We start from the raw sequence: 25,780 nt of genomic DNA on the forward strand, positions 1-25,780 counted from the left end.
CCGTTAGATCTGCAGTCGGTCGATGGCGTTTTGCAGATAGTTTGCCGACATTAAAAACATCACCAAATACGCAATGATCGCCAATCCCAGGCCAGCCAACGCACCGACCTTCGCCCACGTCGGCATTCCGCGCTTCTTTGGAGGTTCGGGTTGGTCATTCGCAAGCCAATGCGGCGAAAGCTCGACCTGCTTTATCTTTCCTGCCTTGACCAAAGCATTCGCAGTGGTCTGCATGATCGCGAGCAGCTTTTCCTGTTCGTAGACACCGTATCTTCCCTTAAAACCTAACAGCATACAGAAATAATAGATCTCTACCGCATCCTGTGTTACTTCGATCTGCTGCAGCATTGATTCGAGCTTATCGAAAAACTTGTTGCCGGCGAGAGCCTCACCAAAATACTCAAGTTGGAGCGGATTGCGTTCCCACTCGTCCCGCAATGGAAAGTTGTTTGTCAAAACCGCCTCATCGACAAATGATGCGAGCGCAAATTTCGAGACCGAGACGATCTTATGGTTGAAGCGGTAACGCTCGGCCCGCTTTTCAAAATCCTCAAGCATTGAAGCGATCTTAGGCCTGAGCTCATTCGACGGTGCGACGATCGCAGCCTTTAGCCTGAGGACCAAATCAAATATTGGCCCGGCAAATGCGACAAGGTCGTTTTTGGCTGTCGTTTCGCTCATATGAAAGTGAGGTTACGGTATCAGTCTCTCGGCAGCTAACTATGGTTTGACCGCATACATTTCGAGTTTTACATCAGTGATCTCGTCCGGAACATACACGGCCAAGACCTTTGATCCCTTGATGCCATCCCAATACGGACCGACGCCGTCGAGATGGAAGTACTTAAAGCCGATGCGAGCCGGAATAGGGGCAGGCGGCGGATTAGCGTGGGTTAATACCACGCCCGGCAATGCTGAACCGATGACCGAATCGATAACGTCACGTGACGAGATCTTGACAATTCGCGGAACTCCTTCGATAAGTTTTGCCTCGGGCATTTGCGATCTTACGGCAAGATAGAATGCGGCATCTTTGAGCACTCGTTCGTCCTCGACCCGACCGACATAGAGCGTATCACGTGTCTTTTCAAGCGGAATCGGCACACAGCGGCTCGGAATAACAGTTTCGAGAAGTTCGCGAAGCTGAGCGAACAAGCTGCTGAATGTAAGATATAGATCGTCATGATCGTACTTGACCAAGTCCTTGGGATGAAACTCGGTCGAAAACGTCATCAGCTTGCCGGCGAGAGTGGCCATTTCGAGATAGAGATTCTCCGGATGTAAGAGCGGCGAATGGAAAAAATGTGTAATCGCGGGGATCGATGAATTGATCGTGTGGAGCAGCCAGAAAACTCCGGCGTCAGACGTCGTAAAATCTGCCAATCCAGATTTCCGTTGCCGACGTTGCTCACCGAGACTTCCACTCTTCGTGATCAAGATCTCAACCAATTGCTGCAGCATATTCGCAAGCCAAGGTGATCCGCCCGATTTGAGCATCGGCGGAATATAATCTTCGGCGATCTTGAGCTGTCCAGTAGGTGTGCGTGTTAATTCAGCGATCTTGATCGAAGTGAAACCATCGCGCAATTCATCGTCGAATATTATTCGCAGGTTGCTCTTGGCGTATGCAAGCGGCTGCTCATTTGTGCCGCTTGTCTCGTCGCGGACGAGAGCACCTTCCTGCAAATAGCGAAGATTCGAGCTCGCCTTTGCACCATTTGCCTGATAATTCGCCTCGCCGGCTTTCATCGCAGGGACTGCGAGATGAACTCCAAGCCTTTCGGATTCAGCACTAAAGTGGTCGCCGACCGGCCGCATATCCGGAACAGCTTCTGTATCAGGAACGTTCACGACCAGGCCGTCCGGCATTATGGCACGGCAATTTGTGATCTGAAAATTGGCGTTCGTGATCGCCTCGTTATTGATCTGCAAATCGACGACTCCGTAATCGAACGGCCGCAGGGTGCGAACGCGCGAATGGAGCAGTTCCTCGTGGTAATTGTCCCACTGTTGAAAATGATGCGGCGTGAGCAGCATCCCTTCGTTCCAGACAATTTTTCGGTATTTGCTCATATCGTCGAATAGACGTAAATAGTAAACCGACTGTGTAAATTAGTAAATACCTGAGCCTGCATTAAACCGATCAATTCAAACTATTTCCGTCTCTTCTTTCCGCTTCTGCGGATCTTTGGTGGAGTTGGCGGAACAGATTCCATCGATGCGTCTTTTTTCGAAAGTTCACGGAAGAAATCACCGGCCCATTCGGGGCCTGTCTTTTCAGGAAAATTTTCGGGAAAACGAGCAACAAAGTCCAGAGCTTCGATCATCATTAGAGACGACATTCTTTCAGAATTCGACGTCTTTCCGACCCGTAACAACGCCTTTGACGGCTGCATGAAAATGGGTACCTTTTCAATGTTGTCGTCGGTCGGTGCTAAGCAATTTTCCGGAGGCGAGGTGACCAGGTATTCACGGCAAACGAGCGGACGATCCGGATGTATAGAACACGATTCGTCGTCGAGAAACGGACACGGAATGTCCTGTTTCATGTAGTTCGTGATCACCTCGTTAAACCTGTCTGGCGTAAAATCGGGGTCGCCTGCATTTGCGAGGTTCTTTATATCAACGAGCTCATCGAACCATTTCATCTCCGTAAAATGGGCAAGGGCGTGAGCAAACCGCCGCCTTACTTCGCTTCGTCGCGGTTCAGGCATTGCCTCAACGAGTTCGGCTAATTGATATGCCTCGATCTCAGAGATAGGCACTGCCTGACGACAACACGCACCGCAGCCGGCTTTGCACGAAACGGTTCTTCCTTTTGCTTCGTCAGCTTTAATGCACTCGCCGACCATTGCGCTCGACATCTGCTGAAAGACTGGAAGCATCCGATGCGGCTTTATAGGAAATGCCGGAACGGTCATTTCCATCTCGACCGGTTCTCCGTTGATCCGAAGCATAATATTTCCGGTTATCCACTCGCCCTTTTCCATAAGCTTTATAATCCCAGTCCATCGGTATTGACGCCGAAATCACGTGGATTTTGCGCAATTGTTCCGATTGCCAAAAAACGAAGTGCAAGATCGAACTCGGCCTGTGTGATCTTTCCATTCTTTTGTAGAAACCAAATTGTGCGAATGGTTCGCGAGCTTTCACTGGATTTGGTAGCGAGATCCTGCAGCATGTTGCGCATTTTCATTGGGTCGCCGCGGTCATAGGCTGCCATCATTAACAGGCAATCTTCGCCAAGTTCGTTGCCTACCTGAATCGCGAGCTGATCAAGTTCATCTACCATTGATTGAGCGGTGGAAAGCACGTCCCCTCGCGAGTTTCCTAATTTGGCGATCGCAGCCACCGCGAGAAACTGCGGCTTCAGATTCTTTGCGGATGCCAGAGACTTGATCGCCGATGCGTTCTTACGTGCGGAGGATAGATTTTCCGCAAGCGATGGCGATGCAGCGATCGTTTTGATCTTTGTGCTTATTAATTGAGCCTGAGTTCCGGTAACGAAGGCCTTGGGGTCGTTAGCAGCAGCCTTCCGGAGAAACGCCGCCGCATTTGCCTCCGTTTTGCCCGTGTCGTTCAGATTGGCCGGCGTCGGAACCGCTATCGCGACATTTCCGGGGTCTGATTGGGTCGTTCCATTCAATGGAGTATCCGCTCCGCCGGGATTCGACGGACTTCCTCCCGGTTCCGCTGTTTTTCGAGGCTTTGGGGATTCCTCAGGGTCGATCGAGTATTCAAAATTGCTGTTGTCGATCTTGCTATTGTTATTTTTGCTTGTGATGTAAACAATGATGCCAAGGGCCACCAACAGGAAAACACCTAATAGAGGGGCAATAATAAATAGACTCCGCGGAATGGCAGTTTCAGAAGTAGGAGCAGATGCTACCGAAGCAGCAGCCGAAGTTGTTTCGGCTGCCGCTGCCGCTTCTGTGGGATTCCGTTTGTCGTGATCTTCGCCCAAGATCAGAATTTCGAGCTCAAAACCTCCGAGTTCGAGTCGGTCGCCATGCTTTATCGCTTTTGGTTCCTCGACCCTCTCGTCGTTGAGCATCGTGCCGTTGCTCGAACCGCGATCCGTAATTACAAAGACATCGCCGTACCGTTCGACCAACAAATGTTCGCGTGAAAGTCGCGTATCAGAAATGCTCAAATCGCATTCTGAGTGCCTCCCGACAATGAATTTGGTCGATCGGACGGTGATCTCACGTTCCACTCCGGACGGGTCGTTATATTTGAGCAAGAGTTCAGCCATATTTCTACTTGGAATATGTTGAGACCGGCTGCAGGTTAAGACCGAAGTCCTGAGGGTTTTCACCGATTATTGCGGCCGCGAAGAATTTCGGAACATACTTGAAATTCTCCGCTTGAAACTGCTTTGATAACTTATCACCGTTTGCGATAAGCGTCCAAAAATCTCTGGGTAATCCCGTGTTCGAGTCGAGAGCTTTCTGCAGATTCGAACTTAGGCCGCCCTCGCCGCTGTTATAGCTTCCGATGGCGAGCGGAACGCTTGCGGGGCCGGTGCCGTATCGACCGGTAAGAGCTTTCATATACGATGCCGCTGCCCGTGCCGCAGGCTCCGGCTTGCATCGTTCGTCAGGACTTGATGGCGAGGAACCCTTGATCACACCATCATTCGGCACAAAATGAAGTTTGGCGGTCGAAAAGGTGAACTGGAACATACCCAACGGCCCTGTTGGACTCTGCAGGCAAACACAGTGTTCAGATTCGATCATCGCCAAATAAAGCCCGATCCGCGGGTCGACACCGCGCTCGTTAAACGCCCGCACAACAAACGGAGCATTCTTACTTGCCCGCTCAAATGTCACTTGAAGATTGTCGCCAAACCGGCAACCGCCGAGTGGCTTTACCTTTGACCGTGAGGCATAACCATCGGCAAATCCCTTGATCTTTTCTATCGCCGCCGCAGGAATCGGCTCACTGCTGTTATTGCCGATTATTTGGGCGATCCGCATCGCCTTGACCTCGAGATACTGTCTTTTCTCGCTGTCAGACATTTCCTGATATTTCTTGCTGTTCGGAAGAGTCGGTTGGGTCCCGGTGTTCGTACCGGACGGCGAATCTGTAAGGCTTGTGTTGTCATTCGCCGGAGATATGTTGGTCGAACTGCCCGGTTTTTGAGTTGGCGATCCCGAAGGCACGCGTCGGTGGTCATTCTCAAAATAGTCGCCCGGATCCTCGTAATTCGCGGTGACCGTAGTACTGCCTCCGAAAAAGTAAGTCCAATAAAGACAGCTGAGATACTGATCACCATCACGGCGCCGGCGATCAATGCCAATGGCAAGATACTCGCCTTTTGCTCAGGCAGGGATGTGACCGTCGGTGCTGTATGACTGACCGCTACGGCCGTCGCAACTGCTTGCTTTTCACCCAAACGAACGGTAAGCGATGTATTGTTTCCGATCTTGATTACGTCGCCGCTTCGAAGCGGTGTGCCGGCAGATACACAAAGTTGACCATTAATGTAGGTGCCGTTCGTCGAGTTCTCGTCAACGATCCAGACACGGTCACCATCGCGGTAAATAGTCGAATTTAACCGCGACAGCCCTTGGTCGTCAATACGATGATCGACGTCGCTTCCGCGGCCAAATGTGGTCCGGTCCGCGTCGATAGCGATCTCGCGGGTGCCTTCAGGCGTTGGAAATGTGAGCACGACCTCGATCATCGATAGTTACATTGTTACGCGATAGAGTTCCGACAGCGGCCGATCTTTCGCTAGGCCAAATTTCTGAGGATTTTCAGCCACGATGCCCGCAGCAAAGAATCGCAATAGCTGTTCGCGCTCAGCAGGCGTTTTGATCACATTCCAAATGTCGGTTCGGTTTTGCGGCAGTGTCGCTTTCCAGGCACCGGCATCCTGCGTCGTTTTTCCAAAAGCGGCGGCACTGTAAACCAAATCGCCCTCAAATACTCCATAAACGACCGCTTTCATGTAGATCGCAGCGGCCTTTGCAGCACAGTTTTGCGACGGATCCGAAAGTGTTTCGATCCCGCATTGGCCGTTGTATTTATTGTCAGAGACAAAAGTATTCGTCATTCGGAAAAGCCCTTCCTCGTCGCCCTGTTTCGCCGGAACAAACTTGCTGCGGCTCATTGCGAGCATAAATCCAAACGGTGCGTCGAGATTCTGTTCACGCACGAATGCCACATTGATCGCGTCGCGATACGTATTTGCACGGGCAAAATAGCCTTCCTGACTATATTCAGCGGTGCGTTTCTGCACTTCCTGTAAAAACTGCTTGTTCGACACATTGTAAGCGAAGTTACCTGAAAACTGCTTGACCAATCGCTGGGCCATGTCCTGCATCTGGATCAGCGTAACTTGACTGGCGGCGGTCGTCTTGACGGGAGGTGCATTCGCCGTAGCAACCGTCACATTTGTCGGCGGCTGTTTGGTAACGGCACGTGTTTCGAACGCCAGCATTACACCTGACGGTTGGCGGATCTGTTCACCTTTTGCGTCTACTAGTATGACCTGCAGATCGTGGTCAAGGCCGTCTGCGAGCTGCGGGTGGTCCTTGGGGTCGATCGATGCCGAAAAATCAGGCCCGCTCGCCGACGCGATCACGTCGCCGTCGAGAGTGAAAACTGCCCGCATTACGCATTCGCCATTTTCGACCTTAAGTTCGATCTCTGTAGGAGCGATGATAGTATCACCTTGTTCAGGCTTGATTATCGACGCTGAAGCATTACAGGACGAGCCGCGTGTTGCGTAAAAAACACCCGCCGCGATCGCACAAACTACTGCGAGTCCGCACACGGCACCTGCGATCAGAACGGTCGAATTGGGGCCTGAACCAGCCGCGACATCTATCGCTGATGAGCCTGCGGTTGACGTCGCAACAGACGAGCCAGTGCCGCTAACCGCATTATTTATCGCACTGTGAACCGCATTTTGTGCTGCATATTCTGCTTCGGACTGAGCGGACGAACCGAGCGAGCTCATTTCCGACCTGGCTTCGGACATTCCGGGCGTGTTCGAAAGCTCAGATCCACTCTCATTCGCCGACGAGGCTGAGCCGTAAAGGAACTCGGCTTCGCTCGATCCTCCGAACAGTATCTTATCGCCCGGCTCGAGCCGAACTTCACCTTTGACCGCGTTTCCGTTAACGCTCGTTCCGTTGCTGCTGTTGAGATCGATCAGGTAATGGTCGCCGCCGCGAAACTCTATCTCGGCGTGATATCGCGAAACGTTCGAATCCTCCGGAAACGAAACAACATTGTCCGGGGTCCGGCCGATGGTCGTAACTCCTTCGCTGAGGACGGTCTCACCGTTTTCGAGTTTTAGTTTCGCGCAGCTCATAGCACGTTAAAGACGAGGTTGAGGCGATAAATTTGCCCACTAAAACGTGGATTCCGACGGGGTTCGGATGAAAAGCAAATAAACGAGAGCCAAAATGCCGGTGACCACGCCGATCAAGATCATGGCCGCGACAACCAAAAACGTCTTGCCGGCTCCGCCCTTTTTCACGGGTTTGTCAGGAGCTAAGGTAACGATCTCTTCGGTGCTGAACTGTTCGGAAATAAAGGGCTGCGGCTCGATCTCGACGATCGCCGGAGCGGTCGGAGGAGGCTCGGGAGCAGCCGGTTCTTCGACGGTTTCGCTCGGCGGGGCGTAGAGCGAAGACAGTATCTGGTCGCCCTCGTCAGGGACTCGCGCAGCGGCCTGTGGTTGGGCATCAGCTCCGGCCCGGGCAGGGAAATCCTGCGGCAGCGATCCGCTCGTGCTGCGGAATACCGGTTTCGGGAGTTCCCAATTATCGCCCATAAGTTTTCTCCTTTCAGCTTATAGCCGCGGTAATTCAAGTAGGTCGCCACGGGTAATAATGCCCGTTATGCGTTTGAAATCCTCGATCAAAACCGCCGGATGCTTCTGCAGCTTTGTTTTGATCTCGTTATACGTTGCATCGGCCTCGAGCACCGGAAAACTTGCGTCCATTATATCCGCGACCTTAGCATTTAACAGATCGCGATCCGCCAAAAGTTTAGTCAAAACCCCGCTTTCGCGCAAACTGCCGACCGCTCGATGATCCTCGATCACGGGCAGCTGAGTCACGCCGCGTTCGTTCATGATCGCGAGAGCGTCGCTCACCAGATCGTCGGGAGTGACCGAGATCAGTTCGCGGGGCGAATTTGCATTCTTGGTGTCGGCGATGATGCTCGCGGTAATTCGCTGCGGTTCGAGCATTAATTTTTCCTTCATCCATTCGTCCGAATAGAACTTGGAAAGGTAATGTTCGCCGGTGTCGCAGACGATAAATACGACAAAGCCCGTCTCGTCGAGTTCCTTCGCGACTTTGAGCGCAGCGGCAAAGATCGTCCCGGTCGAACCGCCAACGAACAGGCCTTCACGCTTGGCCAATTCGCGGGCAAAGTTGAACGATTCGCGGTCCGTGATGTTGATGATCTCGTCGATGATATTTACATCGGCATTGCCGACGGGCAGGTTCTGGCCGATGCCTTCGACGAGGTAAGGCGTGCCTTCGGGGACGTGGCCCGATTCTTTGTAGGTCTTGAATATCGAACCGTACGGGTCGGCGCCGATGATCCTGATGTCTGGGTTCTTTTCCTTCAGATAACGGCTCGTTCCGCTGATAGTGCCGCCGGTGCCGATGCTGGCGACAAAGTGAGTGATCTTGCCCTCGGTGTCTTCCCAGATCTCGGGGCCGGTCGTGCGGTAGTGTGCCGCCGGATTTTCGGGGTGATTGTATTGGTCAGGATAGAAGGAATTCGGCGTTTCCTCGGCGATGCGTTTTGCGGTCGCGACGTAGTGGTCAGGGGTTCCTGGCTTTGCCGCTGCGGGGCAAACGACGATGTCCGAGCCCAGACCTTTGAGATAGCGAACCTTCTCGGTCGACGCCTTTTCCGTCAAAACAAATATCGTCCGATAACCGCGAACCGCCGCGACCAATGCGAGTCCGATACCGGTATTTCCTGAGGTTGCCTCGATGATGGTGCCGCCTTTTTTCAAAACGCCTTCGCGTTCCGCCCAGTCGACCATCGACACGCCGATGCGGTCCTTGACCGAATAACCGGGATTGAGGCTCTCCATCTTTGCAAAGACCTGTGCCTTTACCTTGTGCTCGCGTGTAATGTTGTTGATCCGAACCAGCGGAGTGTTGCCGATCAGGTGAATAATATCATTGTAGAATTTCATTTATACTTGCTCGCTAGAGCTCGCTTGGGAATACCTGTAAAACAAATATTTCTACAACAGAGTTTATTCGCAAACCGTTTTTGTGGCAAGACTCAAGAAGTGGAATCGATGGCACCCAAAACACGTTTCTCGAAATGACCAATTGTGTTTTTTTATGTGTTTGGTCTAAATTGTGGTACGTACCACAATCAAATCAACAAAATTGAAGAAAATGCCGTAAAATCTGGTTCTGCAAAAAAAGACGCCCAGCCACAATTGCTAAACGTGTCTAAAAAGCTGTCACTTGCAGTCGCTCGGTTCAAATTCCAACAAATTCCCATCGCCGTCCATCAGACCCATCCAAAAAGGGCGATATCCACCACCCCAACGCCGCCACCGCCAGACCCACTCGCCCCAACCGCCCACCCGCGTCCATCTCGCCCCACACCCCCGGCGTCAACGCAGCCCGATCGAGGCGGAAATGACAACGCAGCAGGAACACCCGCCCTACCGGTTGGGTCTCTGCCTTTGATCTCAGACAAAAGGCAGGTGAATTGTCAGGAATGAAATGTCTAGCGCCGAAGAAAATAACAGGTCAGGCACAGTACCTTCAGGTACACTTGCCCGGCCTCAGCCATAGCGATATTTACTCCTTTTGCAGTCTTTTCGGACAACAAAAAAAGCTAAGAGCGGCTGTCCGATTTTAGGTTTTTAGTAGAGAAAATGAGAACGAAAAGAATTTAATCGATTTTGGGTCAGGGTGTCAAGTCATTTATGAAACCCATCGGACCAATTAAAACATGATAAATGCGTTCTCCAGTGGCGCAATAAGTGTTGTTTTTTTGTTTAACACTCCATATAATCCACTCCATGGGCACTTCAACAAAGGATCTTGAAATTGAAGCTAAAGAGCTTGTCATCGAGTGGGAAATGCTTATCGAAACGAACAATCATTGGTCGAGTGAAATGGCGAGGAGACTTCGCGAACATTCCCTTGAGTGGCTGGCTTCAGCAAAAGAAGTATTGCAGGGCGCTACATTTCCCTCGACTGAGCATAGGCATCGCTATAGAGACGAACTGACTAAATTAGGATTTTTTTTGGGTCAAGAACATTCGGATGTTACGGAAATTCAAGAGATTGTCCGCAGATTGGCCGTAGCTCTAGATGAATTTGCCTTTCACCGTGATGAACTGGACCCATTGTATAAACGTTTTCATTCGTGATCTCTCACCAATGGATTTAGACCGTAAAGATAACTTATGAACGCATATAAGAACGCGACAGACCGCTTAGAGATGATTTGTAATGAAAAATCTATTCCTTGTGAAGAGCGTAACGGATTGAAAACAGAAATCATTGATGGAAGACAAGTTTCGGTTCTCGATGATGGAATTTCTGTTGGTATGGTCACTTATGCTACTGAGCAGACCACATTAAGGATCCGTTTTTGGCACTGGAAGCCACTTTATAATGAAGAAGCAGTATCGTTTCGACAACTGTTTCATTCGACGCCGGAAGTAGAAGCGGAGTATGATCTGGAGCTTCGGTCGGCTGTCGAACGTTTAACAGCACCTGACTAAATTTATGCTACCTAAGCTTTTACTGATCCTTCTTGCAATTGGCTTGTTTGAGCCAGTTCTGTTAGCCCAGGATAAATGCACACTCACTGTGAAGAGTTTGCCCGCTGTCCGAAAATTGCGTCTAGGCATGACGCTTAGCCAGATAAGGGCTATCTATCCAACGATGCGAACGGAAAAACTCGGATACATGGAAACGTGGTTTGAACCCGCGATCAAGAACCCCGATCCTGATGTGAGAGGTATCGGGCTAACTATCGAAAACAATAAGCTCGTCTCGTTCGATATTTCATATCAGCCAACAATTCAGTGGGCATCAGGAGAAGAATTTGCCTATCAATTTATGACTAATCTTGGAGTTCCCCACCCAAAGAAAGAACTCGCATCTTTTACGTCTTCGGACGATAAAGAAGGTTTCCATGGTTATTGCAAAGATTTTTATCTTTATTTCACGGCAAACAAAAATTTTATTTGGTTCAAGGTTGAAGCTAATAATATTTGGGACGAAATTCGTAAAAGGAAAAAAAATAAGAAACAGACATTCAAGCCGTGATTAGAATCGCAGTGTCTGACCTTGCGATTAAGAAGCTATCACTTCTGATTCTCGTCCTCCGGATAGTATTCCTTTATTATTTCACCCGTGAAGACACGCGAAAGAAACTGACCATCATGTGCCCACCTTACATCGCAAGGTCCAGTAAACAGATTGCGAACTAGTGGTATTCTTGCTAATGCATTTTCCCAGACAATTACGGCGGGAACCAAGTCTCGTTTGTTGTGAATACGTACAAAATCAGCGAATTTGGCTTTCGGCCACAGTTCCGCTAAGGAAAGATTACCTCGAAGTCCATTGATATCAACTTCATACAGAGTAATGAGCGAGCTTAACGTTGTATTCTGCGGTCGTTTGCTCTTGTCATCAATCATTTTCCCCCGCCCCGAGAAGATCGTTTTACTTTCTCCCAAGCTTGATCCGGTTTCTTGGTCGAACGGTATGGAAATTCCAACCTGACCGTACATTGCTGCGTTAACAGCTATAGGATCAAGCAGTCTTTCGTAGCCATGTGTGTAAAGCACCAACGAGCAAGATTTGTCTTTAAACTTTTGAAACTGTTTCCGTACATCACTAATTTTTTTACGAATTGGCTCGGAAGGATCATCGTAAAAAAGTCCGGCAGGCGGGTGTTTGAATGGAAACTCCTTGACGTCAAAGATTAAGGTTGAATTTGAAGCGTCTAATGTATAGTCCGGCTTTTTCAGGATACCCGGCCAAGTCTTCTCAAACTCAAATTTATCAAGCCCCTGAGATCGGAGATATCGTTCAAATAGAAGTTCACTGAACATCTTTTCCATAATCCACTAAGCGAACGGGGTCAGGCACTGCGATTTTCTGACATTCCGCTCCGAAACAGGACGCTGTAATTGCGGTTACTGTTAAACGGCGGATCTAAGTAAACAAGATCAACGCTCTCGTCTTTGATGTAATCGCGGAGGATCTTTAGATTGTCGCCGTAGTGAAGAGTGTTCATTGGGATTGCTCACGGAAATGTAGCACAGAATAGTGAATAGTGAACAGTGAACAACTGACAGTGAACAGTTAACAGTGAACAATAAAAGTGAAAGCGAAGCAGTACTTACGCTTAGCTAGGCTGTTTCGGCAGACCACACTCTTAGAGCGATAACGGAAAAGGCGAAGCCGAATAATTCGACTATCAAACGGATCCGGTTTCCGAGCATCCACTGGTCGACGCCGGCGATAATTTCGTTTGCGCTCATGTCACCGGCAATGCTGTGGGCAAACATGCTGCCGACGAGCGGGGCGAGATAAACGATCAATGAGACCGACACGAGAACCGATGTCGCCGCCGAGAGCCCGAGCCATAAACGGGAGCGCCGCGCAGATTTCCACGCAGCGATCGCCGAACCCACCGCAAGAATGGCGAACAACGGGTTAAAAAGCGGAAAGAACGGCGCACCGCCTTTGCTGGGAAGTTGGGCAAAGGTTTTTAACGATTCGGGCGGCGAGGCGCTCCATTTCGGAATGACCATCATCTCGTTAAAAACCTGCCCGCCACACCAAACGCCCCAAACCATAACCGACGCAGCCAAAAGCACAAAAGCAATTCTATTTCTCATAGGTTTATGTCGCTAAAATGAGCATTTTGTCACTAAATGAATATTGTTGCAGCTTAAATTGATCTCAGCCTTTCGACGCAAGAAACCCCGATATCGCATTTGCGATGCGGGCTTCGCGGGCGTGGGTGTTGAATATCGGGGCCTCTTCGCGCAAGCGTTGTTCGGTGACGCCGGTGAGGAACATTCCTTCCTGCTGGAGGACGACGAAATAGGACTTGCTGGTCCCATTCGATTCGCTGTTGTAATTCGTTTCCGTCTTTACATAGGCACCGGTGAATTGGCTCAGGCTGCCTTCGATAACCTCGCGGCGGTAGATGAACTGGCGGACGAAGGCGTAGCTGTCTTTCGTCTTGTCAAAATAATATGCCTCGCGGATCGAGCCTTTGAGCGTGATTGCCAGGCAAAGGAGAGCAGGTATTCCCGTCAACCACAACCCGAGAGCATCGCCACTGTCCCATATAAACAAGAAAAGGAAGAACAACACGGTCAACACCACAAAGCCCACGGCCGCAAAGAACCCGAGGACCGTCGGCCTGTAGTCCATGATGATCAATGACTCAGGCCGCCGTGCGATCCACAGGGGGACAAGAAAACCGAACCGATCACCGATTATCGTCGCCCAAAGGCGGTCAAAGACTGATTCTTCGTCTCCATTCATAAAGTTGATCTCCCATTTGTTCAGATCGCCGTATCCAAAATATCTATTCCGGGATCCCTACTTTCTTGACCAATTCCTTGAATCGCTGGTCGTCTCGCAGAAAAACAAATGGTAGTCGAATTTTGAGTTCTGCGATCTGTGGTTCGCGTTGATCATACGATTTGTTCAGATATTCAAACGCTTTATCTTTGTCCTGGAGACGGGCATAGGTTTCCGCAATTCGAAAGGCCGGTAGATAAGCATTTTTATCCTTCTCCAGACTTGATCTCTGACTGTCCAACTGAATGTCTATTTGCTTTTGCACAAATCCCTTATAACCGTCTTTTTCAAAAGCTAGTTGGAGGTCCTTAATGTTTTCCGGGCTAACGCCAAAGAGTAGTTTGATCTGGATAAGGCGTTGCTCAACGGCCTCGGAATACATACCCTTGGCTTCATAAACGTCGGCGAGGTTATTGCGAGGACTCGGGGCGTCCGGAAACAACTCAATGGTTTTCTTAAACTGAGCAATTGCTTCGTCCCGCTTGCCTCCAAAATCATTCACTCTACCTTTTTGGTTATTTATGACCATCGACAACGGGTCAAGTTCAATAGCTTTATTTATCTCCGATAGCGCTTGGTCGCCATTTCCCGAAAAATGATATACCTCTGCAAGCCACTGATAAGCTGACGGATACTTTGGGTTGAGTTCGATCGCTCTCTTTAGCTCTCTCTCAGCACCTTTGAGATCATAATCATAGTTGGTCAAGATCTGACCGAGCGAGGCATGTGCTTCCGCCAGATTTGGGTCAATTTCGAGGGCTTTTTGTGCCGCCTGTTTCGCCAACGGCATATATTCACTTGGCCTGAATGCACCGTAATAGGGCATCAATGCCAAAGTGTCGGCGAGTCCTGCGTATGCGAGTGCGTACTTCGGGTCAGCCGCGATCGCCTGTTGGAAATACTCTCTGGCTTTTTGAAAGTCTTCGGTCTTTCGTTTGTTCCAATGAAAACGCCCTTTTAGGTAAAGCTGCTGTGCCTCGGAACTGGTCGTGTTAGTTTTGCTGACTCGCTCCTGTTCGGTCGCCGTTAGTTTCGAACGAAGCTTGTCCGAAACGGTTTTTGCGATCTCGCTCTGCAACGAAACGAGGTCGTTCATCTTGCGGTTATAGGTTTGGCTCCAAATCGCATCGAGTTTTTTCGTATCAACCAACTCCAAAGTCACCTTCAGATCTTCGCCGCGTTGACTGACCCTTCCTAGCAAAACCGCTTCGACCCCCAACTCTTCGCCCAGTTCTTTGACCGACTTTTCTTTACCTTTGAAGTAGAAAACAGTACTCCTGGCTTTGACGGAAAGATTTGGGATCTCAGTCAAATTGCTGATAAGCGATTCAGTCATTCCATCGCTCAAATAATCAATATCTGCATTGCCGCTGTCGTTAACAAACGGCATCACAGCGATGGAATTGATCGCCGCCGATCCACTGATGTTGAAATATCGATAACCGAGGAATCCACCGACCAAAAGAACGAAAGCAACTACGACCGCGATCAACGGCTTTGCCGCTCTATTTGCGGAAAAGCTAGGCTTTTCCGAGACGCCGTCTAAACTTTCTTGAGGCTTCGCCTCCGCTCCGCGTGGAAATACAGCAGTTTGTTCGGTGGTATGTATCTGTGCACGAGTCGGAGCCTCGCCCGGAGCAGCCGTCGAGTGAAGGATCGCGGTTTGCGGCTCGTCGGATGGGAACCCAGTCGCTATCGCTCCCGGTTCTGACCTCGCCGGGCCTTCGAGCAGCGCATTGCCGTCATCGAGGCAATACAGCAGCGTGTCGTCGTAATAGTCTCGTCTGCATTCAGGACATCGTTTCATAAGATCCTATTCCGGCAGATTCAGGCGTTTGAGCATTGCCTTGAATCGCGGCTCGGTGCGCAGGTCGTCAAGTTCCGGCATAACTGCGTAATAAGTCGCGAGTGATCCGCGGTCGTCAATTTCCTTTTCGAGCCAATCCAAAGCTTCTTCTTTTTCGCCAAGCCCAAGGTGGATCAGCGCAACGGCGGTGCGAGGAACGTATTGCTGTGAAGATGCCTGCTTTAACTCGGCCAGGAGTTTAACCGCTTCATCCCGCTGTCCGGATCTTGCCAGAAAGAACCCCAGATCTCCTTTTCCGAGGGTAGAACCGCTCATTTCAATATACTTACGCATTTCGGCTATTGCTTCCGGTTTCATGCCCTTTTGCCAATGCGTCAAACCCAAACCATAGAAGGCACTAGCAAAATTCGGGTCGAGAGAAAGAACACGTTGATATTGAACGATCGCCTCGTCATAGCGGCGGGCGGCAAGTAATACGTCACCGAGATTTGTTCCAATTATCGGAGAAAGCGGATCCAACTCCTCGGCTCGCCTCAACGACGCAACGGCCTCGTCAAACCGTTTCGTCGGATAAAGCACATCTCCGCCGAGCCAGTGATAGGCAGTCGCGTAGTTCGGATCGAGTTCGATGGCCCGACGGATCTCCTTTTCCCCCGCAACCCGATCGAATTCATAAAAGGTAAAATACGATTCGAGAGCGGCGTGTGGAGCTGCCAAGGAATCGTCCAGTTCTAATGCCCTCAAAGCAGCCGCTTTTGCCTGTGGCATACTGTCCTTTGCTGAGGTTACGTTATACTGCGAAAAAAGAACGTACGTTTCGGCCAAACCTGCAAAAGCGAGTGCGTAGTTCGGGTCTTTCTCGATCGCTTGCTTGAAAAATTCAGCCGCCTGTTTCAGCGATTCGATCGTTCGTCGGTTCCAGGCAAAACGGCCTTTCAGATATAGCTGGTACGCTTCGTTGTTGTTTGTGTACTTCTTTGTGAGGCCTGTCTCTTCGCTGGAAAGCTTTAACTGCAATTTTTGAGTTATCGCCGCCGCGATCTCACGCTGCGTTGCGAGCAGTTCAGACATCTTGCGTTCATACTGCTCCCCCCACAGCGATTTGCGGTTTCGGGTATCAACCAGATTGACGCTGATGGTCAAGTTTTCGCCGCGTTGTGTGATGCGTCCTGTCATCACCGAATCAACTCCTCGTTCTTTCGCGACCGTCTGAGGATCCGTTTCTTTACCTTTGTAACGAAAGACCGAACTCGTCGGGCTGACTTTCAAATCGGGAAATTGCGAAAGGCGATAGATCAAAGATTCCGCCAAACCATCGCTCAAGTATTCGGAATCTGCGTTACCGCTCCGGTTTTCAAAAGGCAGAACGGCGATCGAATTGATCGGTCCACCTGCTGCAGGTTTGAGATATCGATAACCGTAGAACCCGCCGAGAACGATGACCGCGAGCGCGATCGGAGCAAACAATAGACGTTTATCGAAACCGCGAGCCTCAGGGACAATGTCACCCGTCCTGCCTGGCAAGATCGCCGTCTGATCGGTCATCTGAATTTGCGCACGTGTTTGAGCTTCGCCCGGAGCAGCCGTCGAGTGCAGGATAGCCGTTGCAGGCTCATCACCCGACGAGGCGGTCGCCGGGCCTTCGAGCAGCGCATTGCCGTCATCGAGGCAATACAGCAGCGTGTCGTCGTAATAATCGCGTCTACATTCCGGGCATCGTTTCATAGGCGGTGTGTCGTAAAACTCAGTCGTGCGGCTTTCCGGGGATTTATGCAAATTTGATCACTTTTTGTAGAGAACCTCCAGTTCATCGAGCCTATCGTCGAGTATGCCGACGGCGTTTGGAACGAGCTGCGGGTCGCGGAGGTTGACGCCGAGAAATTTCTTGAGCAGATCGGACGGTGGGGCGTCGAAGCCGTTTCGCATCAGGTCGAGATATTTGGGGACGAATGTTTTCTTGTCTTTTTTGTATAGCTCGTAATATTTTAGGGCGAGCAGTTGGGCATAGACGTAGTTTGGATGGTACATCGGGGCGTCGTAAAAATGATGGACGTCCATCCAGCGCATTTTTAGTTCGTCCTGCTTGTCATACCAGATCGAAAACCGCGAACCGATGCGTTTTGTGACGGCATCGATCTCGTCGGCGCCAGTGTTTTCAGACTTTCCGACCTCGTCGTATATTGCCTGTTCCATCGCGGCCGTCATGGTGTTGGAATATAGGAAATTGGCATAGATCATGAACTGTTCGAGATAGTAGATCTTTCGGGCCTGATCTTTTTCGTTAGTGTACAAGTGATCGATCATGACCAGTTCGTTAAACATCGCGAACGATTCGGTAAAATAATTCGGCCCGTCGCTGTACGCGGGCCGAACCTTATTATTGCCCATCAACTGGAAATGGACGGCATGGCCGGCCTCGTGGGCGAAGGCATCGAGATCGTCGAAATAGCCTTCGTAGTTAAAACAGAAGAAGATGCTCTTCGGGTTGCCAAGAAAACCGTTGGCAAAGGCACCGGGCACGCGGCTTTCGCCGCTGACGATATCGAGCCGGCCATTCGCCGGATCAAGCAATTCGGCGAGTTCGCGCGAGTATTCGCTGCCGAGCACAGCAAGAGACTCGTTTAGAATGCGTGTCGTTTCACCTATCGAAAAACGCGGCAGAGGCGAATCTGCGGGCGTGAAATTCCGGTCCCAATATTTTACTTCATCGTATCCCGACTGTTTTTTAACGCGCTCGACGCGCATCCGCTGAAAGCGTTTATGCGTTTCGGAGGTCTGGGCGATCTTTTCGTAGATGTTTCGCACTTCGTCAGTGGTCAGAAACATGTCGAAGTGGACCTCATGGGCCCGGTCCGTGTAATTCCGAACGCGAGCGAGGCGGTTCGCCGTCTTGATCAGCCGCGTCAGTGAAAAGGCGTAGATGTCCCGCTGCGACGCCAAGGCGGCGTATGTCTTTCGAAATCCTTCTTCGCGAACGGCACGGTCGGGGCTATTTGCGATCTCCTGAAACTGCTGATTGACATCGAGCATTTCGCTTCCAGCTTTTACCTTGCCCCACTGCGTACGGTCAACGGCACGCTGGAACAACTCCGCCGTCCAGTCGCTCGCCAGCGGTTCGACCTCGCTCAACAGCTCCTCTTCCTTTAGCGATAACGTGTGCGGAGCGTAGCGGCGAGCTGACTCGATGACAAATGCGTATTGCTTGAGTGCCGGTTTTTGCATCATGAACCGAGCCAGTGTTTTGTCGTCGATCCGCATCAATTCCTGCTGTAGAAAACTCGTCCGTTTGCTAAGTTCCGAACCCAGACGCGAAGATTCGCTGTTGCTCGTCTCATCCTTTGTATTGACTGCATACTTGAGCGACAAATAGATAATGTGGCGATATACCTCCGTGGCAATGCGATCGGATAGCTCGAGAGTTCGTAATAAATTATCCGCCGACGCGGTAACCTTGCCCTTGAATTTTTCCAATTCCGCGAGCGTGGCCATGCCCTTCTTGAGATCGGCCTGCTGCACTTCAGCGGACGAAAAGAAATTCTTCGCGAAATCGAATTTGTATTGCGGCGCAAGTTCGTTTGGTATCGCCTCAAACTTCACCTGAGCCGGAATACTGAGGGCGACAAAAGAGATCGCAAGGAGCAAAACCGTCAGTCTTTTTGATAACAAGTACATAATTCTATGCTTCCTTTGCAAAAAGTGCATCGTTGTTGTCGCTGCGTTCACTTGGCTACCTCCAAGTTGGTTGATGCGTTCAATCGTTCGATCTCTTTGATCAGGAAATCGAATTCGGTGAACGGACTGCCGCCCGTACGCGACCAGTGTACGCGGCCGCGTTTGTCTATCAGGATGGTTGCGTGCAGAGCCATCTCTTCGAAATCGTCGTAGGCTTTGAAGCGGCGGGCGTTTTCGAGCTTTGGATCGGAAAGCAAAGGGAACGGCACGCCGAGCGATTTGGCTGTTTTGGCGAGGCCCTCATCGAGATCCGCGCTCACGGCAAGTACGGTCGTGTCCAATTCATTGAGTTCTTTGTTGCGTTTGATGACGTCTTTTAGCTGCGTGAGGCAGTGCTCGCAGTAACCGCCGAGATAAAAGATCAGGAGCACATTTTTGCCGCGAAACTCTTTGAGTGAAACGGCCTTACCGTCGGCTTTGACGGCATTCAGTTCGGGTGCATCAAAGGGCTCCCAGACGCTCGGACCAAGTTGTGCTAACGTAGTGCGTTTGTAATTGCGTTGCGGCCCCGGTGAAACATCCTTAGGCTGTGCCTGCAGCCCGATAGCCTTGGCTTGTGCAAGCCACTTTAACCCGGGCTCGGCGTCGGACCAGACGTGCAGAAGGCGCGCATAGGCTTCGGTTGCTTTCCCCTTGTCGCCTAAAGCGTTATAAGCCTCGACAAGGCCCGACAGGGCGAAGCCGTCGTTTCTCACGATAGTCAAAGCCTTTTCAAACGCAGCGACCGCGAGCGATGGCGTTTTCTGCTGAAGGTAAGTGCGGCCGAGCGAGTTGTACAGAACATTCGGCCACGGCGACGGATCGTCTTCGTCGTCGAATTTCTCGGCTTGCAGTTTAGCCGCCTCACCGATCAGCATCAACCCGTTCAGCGCTTCACCGTTCGCCATGGCGAGTCGGCCGCGCAGTTCGAGTGATTGGATCGTGTGATGATGCTCGAACCATTTGTTTTCGGGCTTCTCCATCTCTTTCTTGAGAGCAGAGTGCTCGGCGTAACTCTTCGCGGCTTTCTCGAGATCGCCCGAGCCAAGATGGGCGAGGGTTTCGATGTACGCGCGAGTTAACTTATCCCGAGTGTGATCCTGCCAATTGAAAGTCTTCGGGTCGAGAATATCCTTCCAGCGTTCGAATCGGACAAGGACGCGTGACAATGCGATCGTGCCCTGAGCATGTGCGCTGTAGCGGGATGGATCGTTGTATTTTGGATCGAGCGGCGCAGCGAGTATTTGCCTTGCTCCGCTGATCGCGGCCTCGGGCATTCCAAGCTGTTCCTGAATGTAGCCGAGATAATTTTGGTTGTGTGCGTAATTCCAAGTGTTGAATGGAAACACGAGACGCTCGCGCATGTATTGCTTTTCTACGCGCGTTGCCGAATCCATCGAGATCGCCGCCTCGTGCCACATGCCAATGCCGCTGTAAATGTGGCCGGGCATGTGCTGCGCGTGGCCGATGCCGGCCGCGATCTTTCCGTACGCCGCGCAGCTATCGTGTGCCTGATAGCCCTCGGCACTGTCCCAGTTATGGATGCGGTAATGGTGTGCGCCGGGATGATTCGGGTCGCGTGCGAGGACCTGCTGCAATATCAATTCTGCGCCGTACCGATGCTCGCCGCCCATCTGATCGAGCGCGAAAAACGCCTTGGCTTCGATGTCGTCGGGATATTTGAGGACGAGCTGTTCGAGCAGAAACATGAACCGCTTAGACCGCTTTTCGTCGCTTGGATTGTTCCCGCCTGCATCGGCGGGAAGGTCCGTCTCTCCGCGTGCCTCCCAGGCTTCGATATAGCGGCGTTCGCGGTCGCTGACCTTGTCTTTCCGCTTGCCGGCCTCTTTCAAAAACTGCGGGCCGCGTTCATCGGCGGCGGCTTGCGACAAACCCCAGTAACACATCGCGCATTCGGGATCGAGTTTGAGCGCCCAACGAAACGAACGTTCCGCTTCGAAGAACCAAAAAGAATGCAGCAACGCAATGCCCTGATCGAACCACTGCTGAGCCTCCGCGCTTTTGGTCGTGATCGGAAAGCTAACCTTGCCGATGCCGGACATCACCCACGGTTTTTCGCGAGGGCCTGCATCGAAGGCTGCGCCATGCCGCGAATGCCCCACCTTCCAGGTTTCAGCAGCGTTTAGCTTGTCGCCGCTGTTTGGTTGTGCTGAGACTGAAAGACAGAACAATATTAGTAGCCCCATCATTTGAAAGCTGTATCGAATCATAAGTTTCTCCAATCAAATCCACTGACCAGCTCGATGAAAAACCTTGCTATAAAGGCTTGATCCGAAGAACGCCGCCTTCGTGTGCATTACGGCCGTCGAGACAATACATCAGAAGTGTCGTCCTAATAATCCCGTCTAATTTCAGGGCATTGTTTCATACAAAGCTATGGTGAAGAGTTGAGGGATTATAGCACGAATAATTACGAAATTTGCCAATGTACGGGGCCGATCGTTCATCAAGACTTAGCCGAGATCGCGTTTGCTGGGTCGTTTGTGATCAATGCACGAATGCCGAGTTTATGGCAGCGTTTTAGCCATTTTGGATCGTCGGCGGTCCAGATGGTTACGGGCATTTGGGCCTGGGTGGCGAGGGCGACCAGTTTTCGGGTGACGAGGGAATAGTGGAGCGATATTTGATGGGCGCCGAATTCGTGGGCGATCGCGAGGATATGTTTGCGGCGGCGGAGGAAATCCATGATCGTTGGTTCGAAGAGAGCGGCGGTCTGGACCTCTGGAAGGCGAAAGCGAACGACTGGAATTGCCGCTAGTTTGAAGCTTTTTACGATGACCTGCGGCAGTAGATGCGAATCGCGGATGACGTCGCAGACCGACTTGGCGAGCGGTTCATAGTCGGAGTCGCCGCATTTGAGTTCGATGTAGATGAGGCCTTGTGTGTCCTTCAGCAAGTCGAGGACCTGAGCGAGCGTCGGGACCGTTTCTTTAGCAAATTCGGGCTTGGCCTTCTTTGGAAATTTATTATTGAACCATGTTCCGATATCGGCTGCGGCAAGCTGTTTAGGCGTGAGATCGGCAACGCGTTCGGGCCTTGAGGCGGTCCGATCGAGCGTTGCGTCGTGGATGACGACCGGAACGCCGTCTTTCGCAAGCTGCACGTCAAATTCGACGCCGTCCGCACCAACATTAAGCGCAAGTTGGAACGCGGCGAGTGTATTTTCCGGAGCGTGGGCACTCGCTCCGCGGTGACCGATAATGAGTGGGAAATTGCTCATTTTTTTTCGAGTAAGAAGATAGTTTTCGACCACGATATCGGTTCGGTGACAGGGAATTTGTGATTGCCGACGACCTTGAAATACTTGGCGGCTGCCTCGCGGACCTCGGCGAGCGGATGGATCTTGAAATCGTAAAGGATCTCAAGGACCGATCCGACTAGCGACGGCCTGACCGGCAGGAAGACAAGCGGCGAGCCTTTTTTCAGAACTCTCGCGGCCTCACGAAGCCCGTCGTCGAGCGGCGTATACTCGAGCACGCCGCACATCAACAGCAGGTCAAACGTCTCGTCAGCGAACGGCAGCTGCAGTACGTTACCCTGTACGGCGTCGATCTTTTTGACGCGCTTTTTGCTTTTTCGAAATTCGTCGCGGGCGACCTCGAGCGATTTGAACGAAAGGTCGAGTGCGACGCTCCGTTTCGCCGGCAAAGCTGCGTCCTGAAACGCCATCGAAACAAGTCCCGTGCCGCTGCCGGCATCGAGGACGAGCGAATCTGCGTCGAGTTTTAGGTCGAGTGAACGGAGGTATTTGGCAACAGATGTTCGATAGCCGTTGAGCTTCATCGCGACATTTTGCACATCGGCGATGCGGTCGTATAGTCCCTGCGTTGTCGGTTTGGCCTTGCGGCCGTTTTTCGGCATCGGTGAGCTTATTTTTCAGCCAGGAGTTTGATTATCGTTGCCCGGATCTCTTCGAGCCGTGTATAACTTGTGCCGGTCGCGATATAACGTACCACGCCTTTTCGATCGATCAAAACCGCCGTCGGCAAAGCTGTCGCACCGTATAAGATCTGATTGGCCTGGCCCTTCGCCACGACAAAATCGTACGGTAATCCTTTGCTGACGCGATATCGCTTGAGGTATTCGAGCTCCGCCGGCGTCTCTTTCGGAAGGCCGCCGTACTCGCCGTAATAGCGCGTGACGCCGAGGATCTCTAGCCCTTCGCCGGCAAAATCCTGATGCCATTCCTTGAGCGCCGGAAATGCTTCGAGGCACGGCCCGCACCACGTCGCCCAAAAATCGAGCAGCACGACCTTGCCCTTGAGATCGGCAAATTTCTTCGGCGTTCCGGGAAACCACTGATCTACCGCCGGCAGATCGATAGCCAATTCGCCGAGCAAACGGTAATGCCGGTCGCGGGCCCTGAGACGCCGATCGGCGTCGGCCCTCAGCGGCGGCGTGGCGAATTCTTTTTGGGCATTGTCGGCGGCCGTTTGGTAAAACGCGAGGGCCTGTGGTTTTCGGCCTGTTTCGATCAGATACGTGATCTTCTTATCAGCGGCATAGTAATAGAGGCTCGGCGTTTGGGTCGAAACACCGGACGAGATCAGATCGTCGAGTGCGGCCAATGCCTTGTCAGCATTTCCGATATCTCGATAGGCCTCAAAAGCTAACATTCCGTTATCCAGGATCTCATCGAGCCCGCGTGCCCGTGACGATGCGTCGGCAAGCAGTGCCTTTGCCGCTGCAAATGCCTCTTCGGCATGCGGTGCCATCCGGACGAAGTCCTTCTTTTCCTGATACGCCTTGGCGATCTCGCTTTCCATTCGGGCACGTTCGGTAAGCCTTTGCGGTTGATTCTTAAGATACTCGGCGAGCGTCCTTTCGGCGTCTTCGGTGTTCTTTTGCTTGGCATAGACCACGATCATGATCGACCGTGAGGTCTGCGAACGATCGGCCGGTGAGTCCTCGGAGGCGACGAACTTGGCAAGATTTTCAAGGGTTCCGTCGAGGTTCTCGGCGATCCAATGCAGCATCCCGAGATAGTAATGATCCTCGCCGGCAAGGTCCTTTCGCATTCCCGCCGAGGCTGCGTATCGTGCGGCGAGCTGTTTTTGTTCGATCTGCAGTTGAGCCAGCTTAGCATCGCTGAATCTGATCTTTTTTGCCTCAAATTCGGCTGCCTTGGTTCTCAGGTAAGAATTCGCCTCGTCGAACAACTGCTTTACGGTCTGACCATCCGCAGTTGGCCCATTCGGCGAACTTGCCGGTAAGACACGCCCCGACTGAGCCGCGAGCGGGACCGCCGTGCAAAGTATCAAGAACAACGCAAATTTGTAAATCCTGAGCAAGTTCATCGTGTATTAGACTTACCGGCAGCCACTCGAAAACGGTTCGGACTAAATTCGCTGAGCCGAATGTCAGTCTGTCCGTCGATCAGGGAATCTGCGGCCAACTTAGCTGTTAAAGGTGCCAGCAGAATGCCGTTACGGTAATGGGCTGTGGCGACGAACAGGCTATCGAGGCCTTCTATTTCACCAAGAACCGGCAAACCGTCCGCCGCCATCGGCCGGAGTCCCGACCAACTGTCGATCACCTGCAGATTATCCATGCTCGGAGCGATCTCGAACGCCATATTTCTCAGATCTGTCGCGGCTTGGCCGGTTACGCCCTTGGTAAAGCCGGTAAATTCCGTAGTCGACCCGGCCAATATCCGTCCATCGGCACGCGGCACAATGTATCCCCGACGGCTGTACACGACATGTTCGAAGACCCGCTTTGCTGTCCGCATACAAATGATCTGCCCGCGCACCGGCGTGACCGCAAACGGCATTGCCATATCGCCGAGTTTGATGAGCGACGTCCACGCACCGGTTGCTAGGACAGTTTTGCCGGCGGTGAAAGTTCGGTTTGCCGATGCGGCGCCGGTAACGCAGCCGTCTTTGATCAGGAGCGATTCGACATGTGTGTTTTCGCAGATCTCGATCTTGTTCATTTCGGCATAATGCCCCAATGCGGTAAGGAGTTTGCGGTTATCGACCTGCCAGTCATTCGGAAAGAGCAGGCTCATCCGAACATCCGGCGAAATAAAAGATTCTGACCGCCGCGTTTCCTCGGCGGTCAGACGCTCGACGGCGAGTCCGGCTTTTGACTGCCATTCGAAACGGCCGTTCAGGTGCCGTTCGTCCTCAATATTAAATGCCGAGTAGAGCGTGCCGCTGCGATCAAGCTCAATATCGATGCCTGTCTCGGCCAGCAGGGCATCAGCAAATGCCGGATAAAGATCGCGCGATCCGCCGCACAGATCGTAGAACGGTCCCGCTTCATCGGCCTCTGCCTGCGGCCCAAGCATGCCGCCCGCGGCCCACGACGATTCCTCGCCGCAAGCTTTTCTTTCAAGCAGCGTGATATTTCGAACGCCGCGCAAATGCAGTTCGCGGGCGATACTCAGCCCGATCACACCGCCGCCGATAATTAGTACGCTTGGATTTGAACCTGAGACTTTGATACTACGTGCCACAAGTAGATGATAAATTAAGTCAGACACAAAGGACGAACGTCCCCACCTAAAACTGCCTTTTCCACGCAGCCATGGCCGTCACAAAAGACAAAGCGGATCGACCAAATTCGCTTTGACGTTGCCGCGTTACAACGAATCAATGACGACCGGGAATTTGGCTGTGATATTTTTCACATGCGAGCGCGAAGTTTTTTGTGCTGCACTGATCCG

The 25,780-nt window shown here is 51.7% G+C and carries 24 protein-coding genes; 3 read left to right on the forward strand and 21 right to left on the reverse strand.

What is annotated here, in order from left to right:
• Positions 1-3 precede the first annotated feature (3 nt).
• From IPK01_07725 to IPK01_07765, 9 genes are all read right to left on the reverse strand, one after another.
• Positions 4-681 carry a DotU family type IV/VI secretion system protein gene (locus IPK01_07725; GenBank protein ID MBK7933381.1) on the reverse strand — a complete coding sequence of 226 codons (678 nt, stop codon included), beginning with the start codon at positions 679-681 and terminating at the stop codon, positions 4-6.
• 39 nt (positions 682-720) lie between these two features.
• On the reverse strand, positions 721-2,073 hold the full coding sequence (gene tssK, locus IPK01_07730; GenBank protein MBK7933382.1) for a type VI secretion system baseplate subunit TssK: 1,353 nt from the start codon (positions 2,071-2,073) through the stop codon (positions 721-723).
• Positions 2,074-2,153: 80 nt separating this feature from the next.
• Complete coding sequence (locus tag IPK01_07735) at positions 2,154-2,990, reverse strand: YkgJ family cysteine cluster protein (GenBank protein ID MBK7933383.1); 837 nt, start codon at positions 2,988-2,990, stop codon at positions 2,154-2,156.
• Between the two features lie 5 nt (positions 2,991-2,995).
• On the reverse strand, positions 2,996-4,255 hold the full coding sequence (locus IPK01_07740) for an FHA domain-containing protein (GenBank protein ID MBK7933384.1): 1,260 nt from the start codon (positions 4,253-4,255) through the stop codon (positions 2,996-2,998).
• 4 nt (positions 4,256-4,259) lie between these two features.
• A complete protein-coding gene (locus IPK01_07745) occupies positions 4,260-5,021 on the reverse strand; it encodes a transglycosylase SLT domain-containing protein (GenBank protein MBK7933385.1) in 762 nt (253 codons plus the stop codon).
• Positions 4,961-5,689, reverse strand: coding sequence for an FHA domain-containing protein (locus tag IPK01_07750; protein MBK7933386.1), 729 nt, complete (start codon positions 5,687-5,689; stop codon positions 4,961-4,963). Before IPK01_07750 ends, IPK01_07745 begins: the two co-directional genes overlap by 61 nt.
• A gap of 6 nt (positions 5,690-5,695) precedes the next feature.
• Positions 5,696-7,327, reverse strand: a complete 1,632-nt coding sequence (locus tag IPK01_07755; GenBank protein MBK7933387.1) for an FHA domain-containing protein — start codon at positions 7,325-7,327, stop codon at positions 5,696-5,698.
• Between the two features lie 39 nt (positions 7,328-7,366).
• Entirely contained in the window at positions 7,367-7,792 is a 426-nt protein-coding gene (locus tag IPK01_07760; GenBank protein ID MBK7933388.1) for a hypothetical protein, read from the reverse strand.
• Between the two features lie 18 nt (positions 7,793-7,810).
• Positions 7,811-9,181 carry a pyridoxal-phosphate dependent enzyme gene (locus tag IPK01_07765; GenBank protein ID MBK7933389.1) on the reverse strand — a complete coding sequence of 457 codons (1,371 nt, stop codon included), beginning with the start codon at positions 9,179-9,181 and terminating at the stop codon, positions 7,811-7,813.
• 849 nt (positions 9,182-10,030) lie between these two features.
• Between IPK01_07765 and IPK01_07770 the strand changes: the two genes are divergently transcribed.
• Genes IPK01_07770 through IPK01_07780 form a run of 3 tightly spaced genes read left to right on the forward strand, consistent with a single transcriptional unit; the run spans position 10,031 to position 11,291 of the window.
• The gene (locus tag IPK01_07770) at positions 10,031-10,384 is read left to right on the forward strand and encodes a hypothetical protein (GenBank protein MBK7933390.1); all 354 of its coding nucleotides are present in this window, start codon (positions 10,031-10,033) and stop codon (positions 10,382-10,384) included.
• A gap of 36 nt (positions 10,385-10,420) precedes the next feature.
• Complete coding sequence (locus tag IPK01_07775; GenBank protein ID MBK7933391.1) at positions 10,421-10,741, forward strand: hypothetical protein; 321 nt, start codon at positions 10,421-10,423, stop codon at positions 10,739-10,741.
• Positions 10,742-10,745: 4 nt separating this feature from the next.
• Positions 10,746-11,291, forward strand: a complete 546-nt coding sequence (locus IPK01_07780) for a hypothetical protein (protein MBK7933392.1) — start codon at positions 10,746-10,748, stop codon at positions 11,289-11,291.
• A 38-nt stretch (positions 11,292-11,329) separates the two neighbouring features.
• On the opposite strand, the gene IPK01_07785 is transcribed toward IPK01_07780, so the two are convergent.
• The 12 genes from IPK01_07785 to thiO all read right to left on the reverse strand — a co-directional run bounded on the left by IPK01_07785 (position 11,330) and on the right by thiO (position 25,570).
• Positions 11,330-12,091 (reverse strand): hypothetical protein, encoded by a 762-nt coding sequence (locus IPK01_07785; GenBank protein ID MBK7933393.1) that lies wholly within the window; start codon positions 12,089-12,091, stop codon positions 11,330-11,332.
• A 20-nt stretch (positions 12,092-12,111) separates the two neighbouring features.
• Positions 12,112-12,267, reverse strand: a complete 156-nt coding sequence (locus IPK01_07790; GenBank protein MBK7933394.1) for a hypothetical protein — start codon at positions 12,265-12,267, stop codon at positions 12,112-12,114.
• Between the two features lie 115 nt (positions 12,268-12,382).
• Complete coding sequence (locus tag IPK01_07795; protein ID MBK7933395.1) at positions 12,383-12,874, reverse strand: DUF1772 domain-containing protein; 492 nt, start codon at positions 12,872-12,874, stop codon at positions 12,383-12,385.
• A gap of 64 nt (positions 12,875-12,938) precedes the next feature.
• On the reverse strand, positions 12,939-13,532 hold the full coding sequence (locus IPK01_07800; GenBank protein MBK7933396.1) for a hypothetical protein: 594 nt from the start codon (positions 13,530-13,532) through the stop codon (positions 12,939-12,941).
• A 43-nt stretch (positions 13,533-13,575) separates the two neighbouring features.
• Positions 13,576-15,378, reverse strand: a complete 1,803-nt coding sequence (locus tag IPK01_07805) for a tetratricopeptide repeat protein (protein ID MBK7933397.1) — start codon at positions 15,376-15,378, stop codon at positions 13,576-13,578.
• 6 nt (positions 15,379-15,384) lie between these two features.
• Positions 15,385-17,103 (reverse strand): tetratricopeptide repeat protein, encoded by a 1,719-nt coding sequence (locus IPK01_07810; protein ID MBK7933398.1) that lies wholly within the window; start codon positions 17,101-17,103, stop codon positions 15,385-15,387.
• 57 nt (positions 17,104-17,160) lie between these two features.
• Positions 17,161-19,050 carry a M3 family oligoendopeptidase gene (locus tag IPK01_07815; protein ID MBK7933399.1) on the reverse strand — a complete coding sequence of 630 codons (1,890 nt, stop codon included), beginning with the start codon at positions 19,048-19,050 and terminating at the stop codon, positions 17,161-17,163.
• A gap of 47 nt (positions 19,051-19,097) precedes the next feature.
• Complete coding sequence (locus IPK01_07820; protein MBK7933400.1) at positions 19,098-21,320, reverse strand: redoxin domain-containing protein; 2,223 nt, start codon at positions 21,318-21,320, stop codon at positions 19,098-19,100.
• A gap of 236 nt (positions 21,321-21,556) precedes the next feature.
• A complete protein-coding gene (locus tag IPK01_07825; protein MBK7933401.1) occupies positions 21,557-22,330 on the reverse strand; it encodes a hypothetical protein in 774 nt (257 codons plus the stop codon).
• Positions 22,327-22,971, reverse strand: a complete 645-nt coding sequence (locus tag IPK01_07830) for a methyltransferase domain-containing protein (GenBank protein ID MBK7933402.1) — start codon at positions 22,969-22,971, stop codon at positions 22,327-22,329. The genes IPK01_07825 and IPK01_07830 overlap by 4 nt, the downstream gene beginning before the upstream one ends.
• Before the next feature lie 8 nt (positions 22,972-22,979).
• Entirely contained in the window at positions 22,980-24,407 is a 1,428-nt protein-coding gene (locus IPK01_07835; protein MBK7933403.1) for a TlpA family protein disulfide reductase, read from the reverse strand.
• A complete protein-coding gene (thiO, locus tag IPK01_07840) occupies positions 24,404-25,570 on the reverse strand; it encodes a glycine oxidase ThiO (GenBank protein MBK7933404.1) in 1,167 nt (388 codons plus the stop codon). The genes IPK01_07835 and thiO overlap by 4 nt, the downstream gene beginning before the upstream one ends.
• Positions 25,571-25,780: the final 210 nt, after the last annotated feature.

The sequence above is a fragment of the Acidobacteriota bacterium genome (assembly GCA_016713675.1).
Lineage (GTDB): Bacteria > Acidobacteriota > Blastocatellia > Pyrinomonadales > Pyrinomonadaceae > OLB17.

Coding starts and splice junctions, on each gene's coding strand:
- IPK01_07750 (MBK7933386.1), bottom strand. CDS start 5,689: ATGATCGAGGTCGTGCTCACATTTCCAACGCCTGAAGGCACCCGCGAG.
- IPK01_07835 (MBK7933403.1), bottom strand. CDS start 24,407: ATGAACTTGCTCAGGATTTACAAATTTGCGTTGTTCTTGATACTTTGC.
- IPK01_07775 (MBK7933391.1), top strand. CDS start 10,421: ATGAACGCATATAAGAACGCGACAGACCGCTTAGAGATGATTTGTAAT.
- IPK01_07760 (MBK7933388.1), bottom strand. CDS start 7,792: ATGGGCGATAATTGGGAACTCCCGAAACCGGTATTCCGCAGCACGAGC.
- IPK01_07745 (MBK7933385.1), bottom strand. CDS start 5,021: ATGTCTGACAGCGAGAAAAGACAGTATCTCGAGGTCAAGGCGATGCGG.
- IPK01_07785 (MBK7933393.1), bottom strand. CDS start 12,091: ATGGAAAAGATGTTCAGTGAACTTCTATTTGAACGATATCTCCGATCT.
- IPK01_07805 (MBK7933397.1), bottom strand. CDS start 15,378: ATGAAACGATGTCCTGAATGCAGACGAGACTATTACGACGACACGCTG.
- IPK01_07810 (MBK7933398.1), bottom strand. CDS start 17,103: ATGAAACGATGCCCGGAATGTAGACGCGATTATTACGACGACACGCTG.
- IPK01_07800 (MBK7933396.1), bottom strand. CDS start 13,532: ATGAATGGAGACGAAGAATCAGTCTTTGACCGCCTTTGGGCGACGATA.
- IPK01_07830 (MBK7933402.1), bottom strand. CDS start 22,971: ATGCCGAAAAACGGCCGCAAGGCCAAACCGACAACGCAGGGACTATAC.
- IPK01_07755 (MBK7933387.1), bottom strand. CDS start 7,327: ATGAGCTGCGCGAAACTAAAACTCGAAAACGGTGAGACCGTCCTCAGC.
- IPK01_07740 (MBK7933384.1), bottom strand. CDS start 4,255: ATGGCTGAACTCTTGCTCAAATATAACGACCCGTCCGGAGTGGAACGT.
- IPK01_07725 (MBK7933381.1), bottom strand. CDS start 681: ATGAGCGAAACGACAGCCAAAAACGACCTTGTCGCATTTGCCGGGCCA.
- IPK01_07825 (MBK7933401.1), bottom strand. CDS start 22,330: ATGAGCAATTTCCCACTCATTATCGGTCACCGCGGAGCGAGTGCCCAC.
- IPK01_07765 (MBK7933389.1), bottom strand. CDS start 9,181: ATGAAATTCTACAATGATATTATTCACCTGATCGGCAACACTCCGCTG.
- IPK01_07795 (MBK7933395.1), bottom strand. CDS start 12,874: ATGAGAAATAGAATTGCTTTTGTGCTTTTGGCTGCGTCGGTTATGGTT.
- tssK (MBK7933382.1), bottom strand. CDS start 2,073: ATGAGCAAATACCGAAAAATTGTCTGGAACGAAGGGATGCTGCTCACG.
- IPK01_07820 (MBK7933400.1), bottom strand. CDS start 21,320: ATGATTCGATACAGCTTTCAAATGATGGGGCTACTAATATTGTTCTGT.
- IPK01_07735 (MBK7933383.1), bottom strand. CDS start 2,990: ATGGAAAAGGGCGAGTGGATAACCGGAAATATTATGCTTCGGATCAAC.
- IPK01_07770 (MBK7933390.1), top strand. CDS start 10,031: ATGGGCACTTCAACAAAGGATCTTGAAATTGAAGCTAAAGAGCTTGTC.
- IPK01_07780 (MBK7933392.1), top strand. CDS start 10,746: ATGCTACCTAAGCTTTTACTGATCCTTCTTGCAATTGGCTTGTTTGAG.
- IPK01_07790 (MBK7933394.1), bottom strand. CDS start 12,267: ATGAACACTCTTCACTACGGCGACAATCTAAAGATCCTCCGCGATTAC.
- IPK01_07815 (MBK7933399.1), bottom strand. CDS start 19,050: ATGTACTTGTTATCAAAAAGACTGACGGTTTTGCTCCTTGCGATCTCT.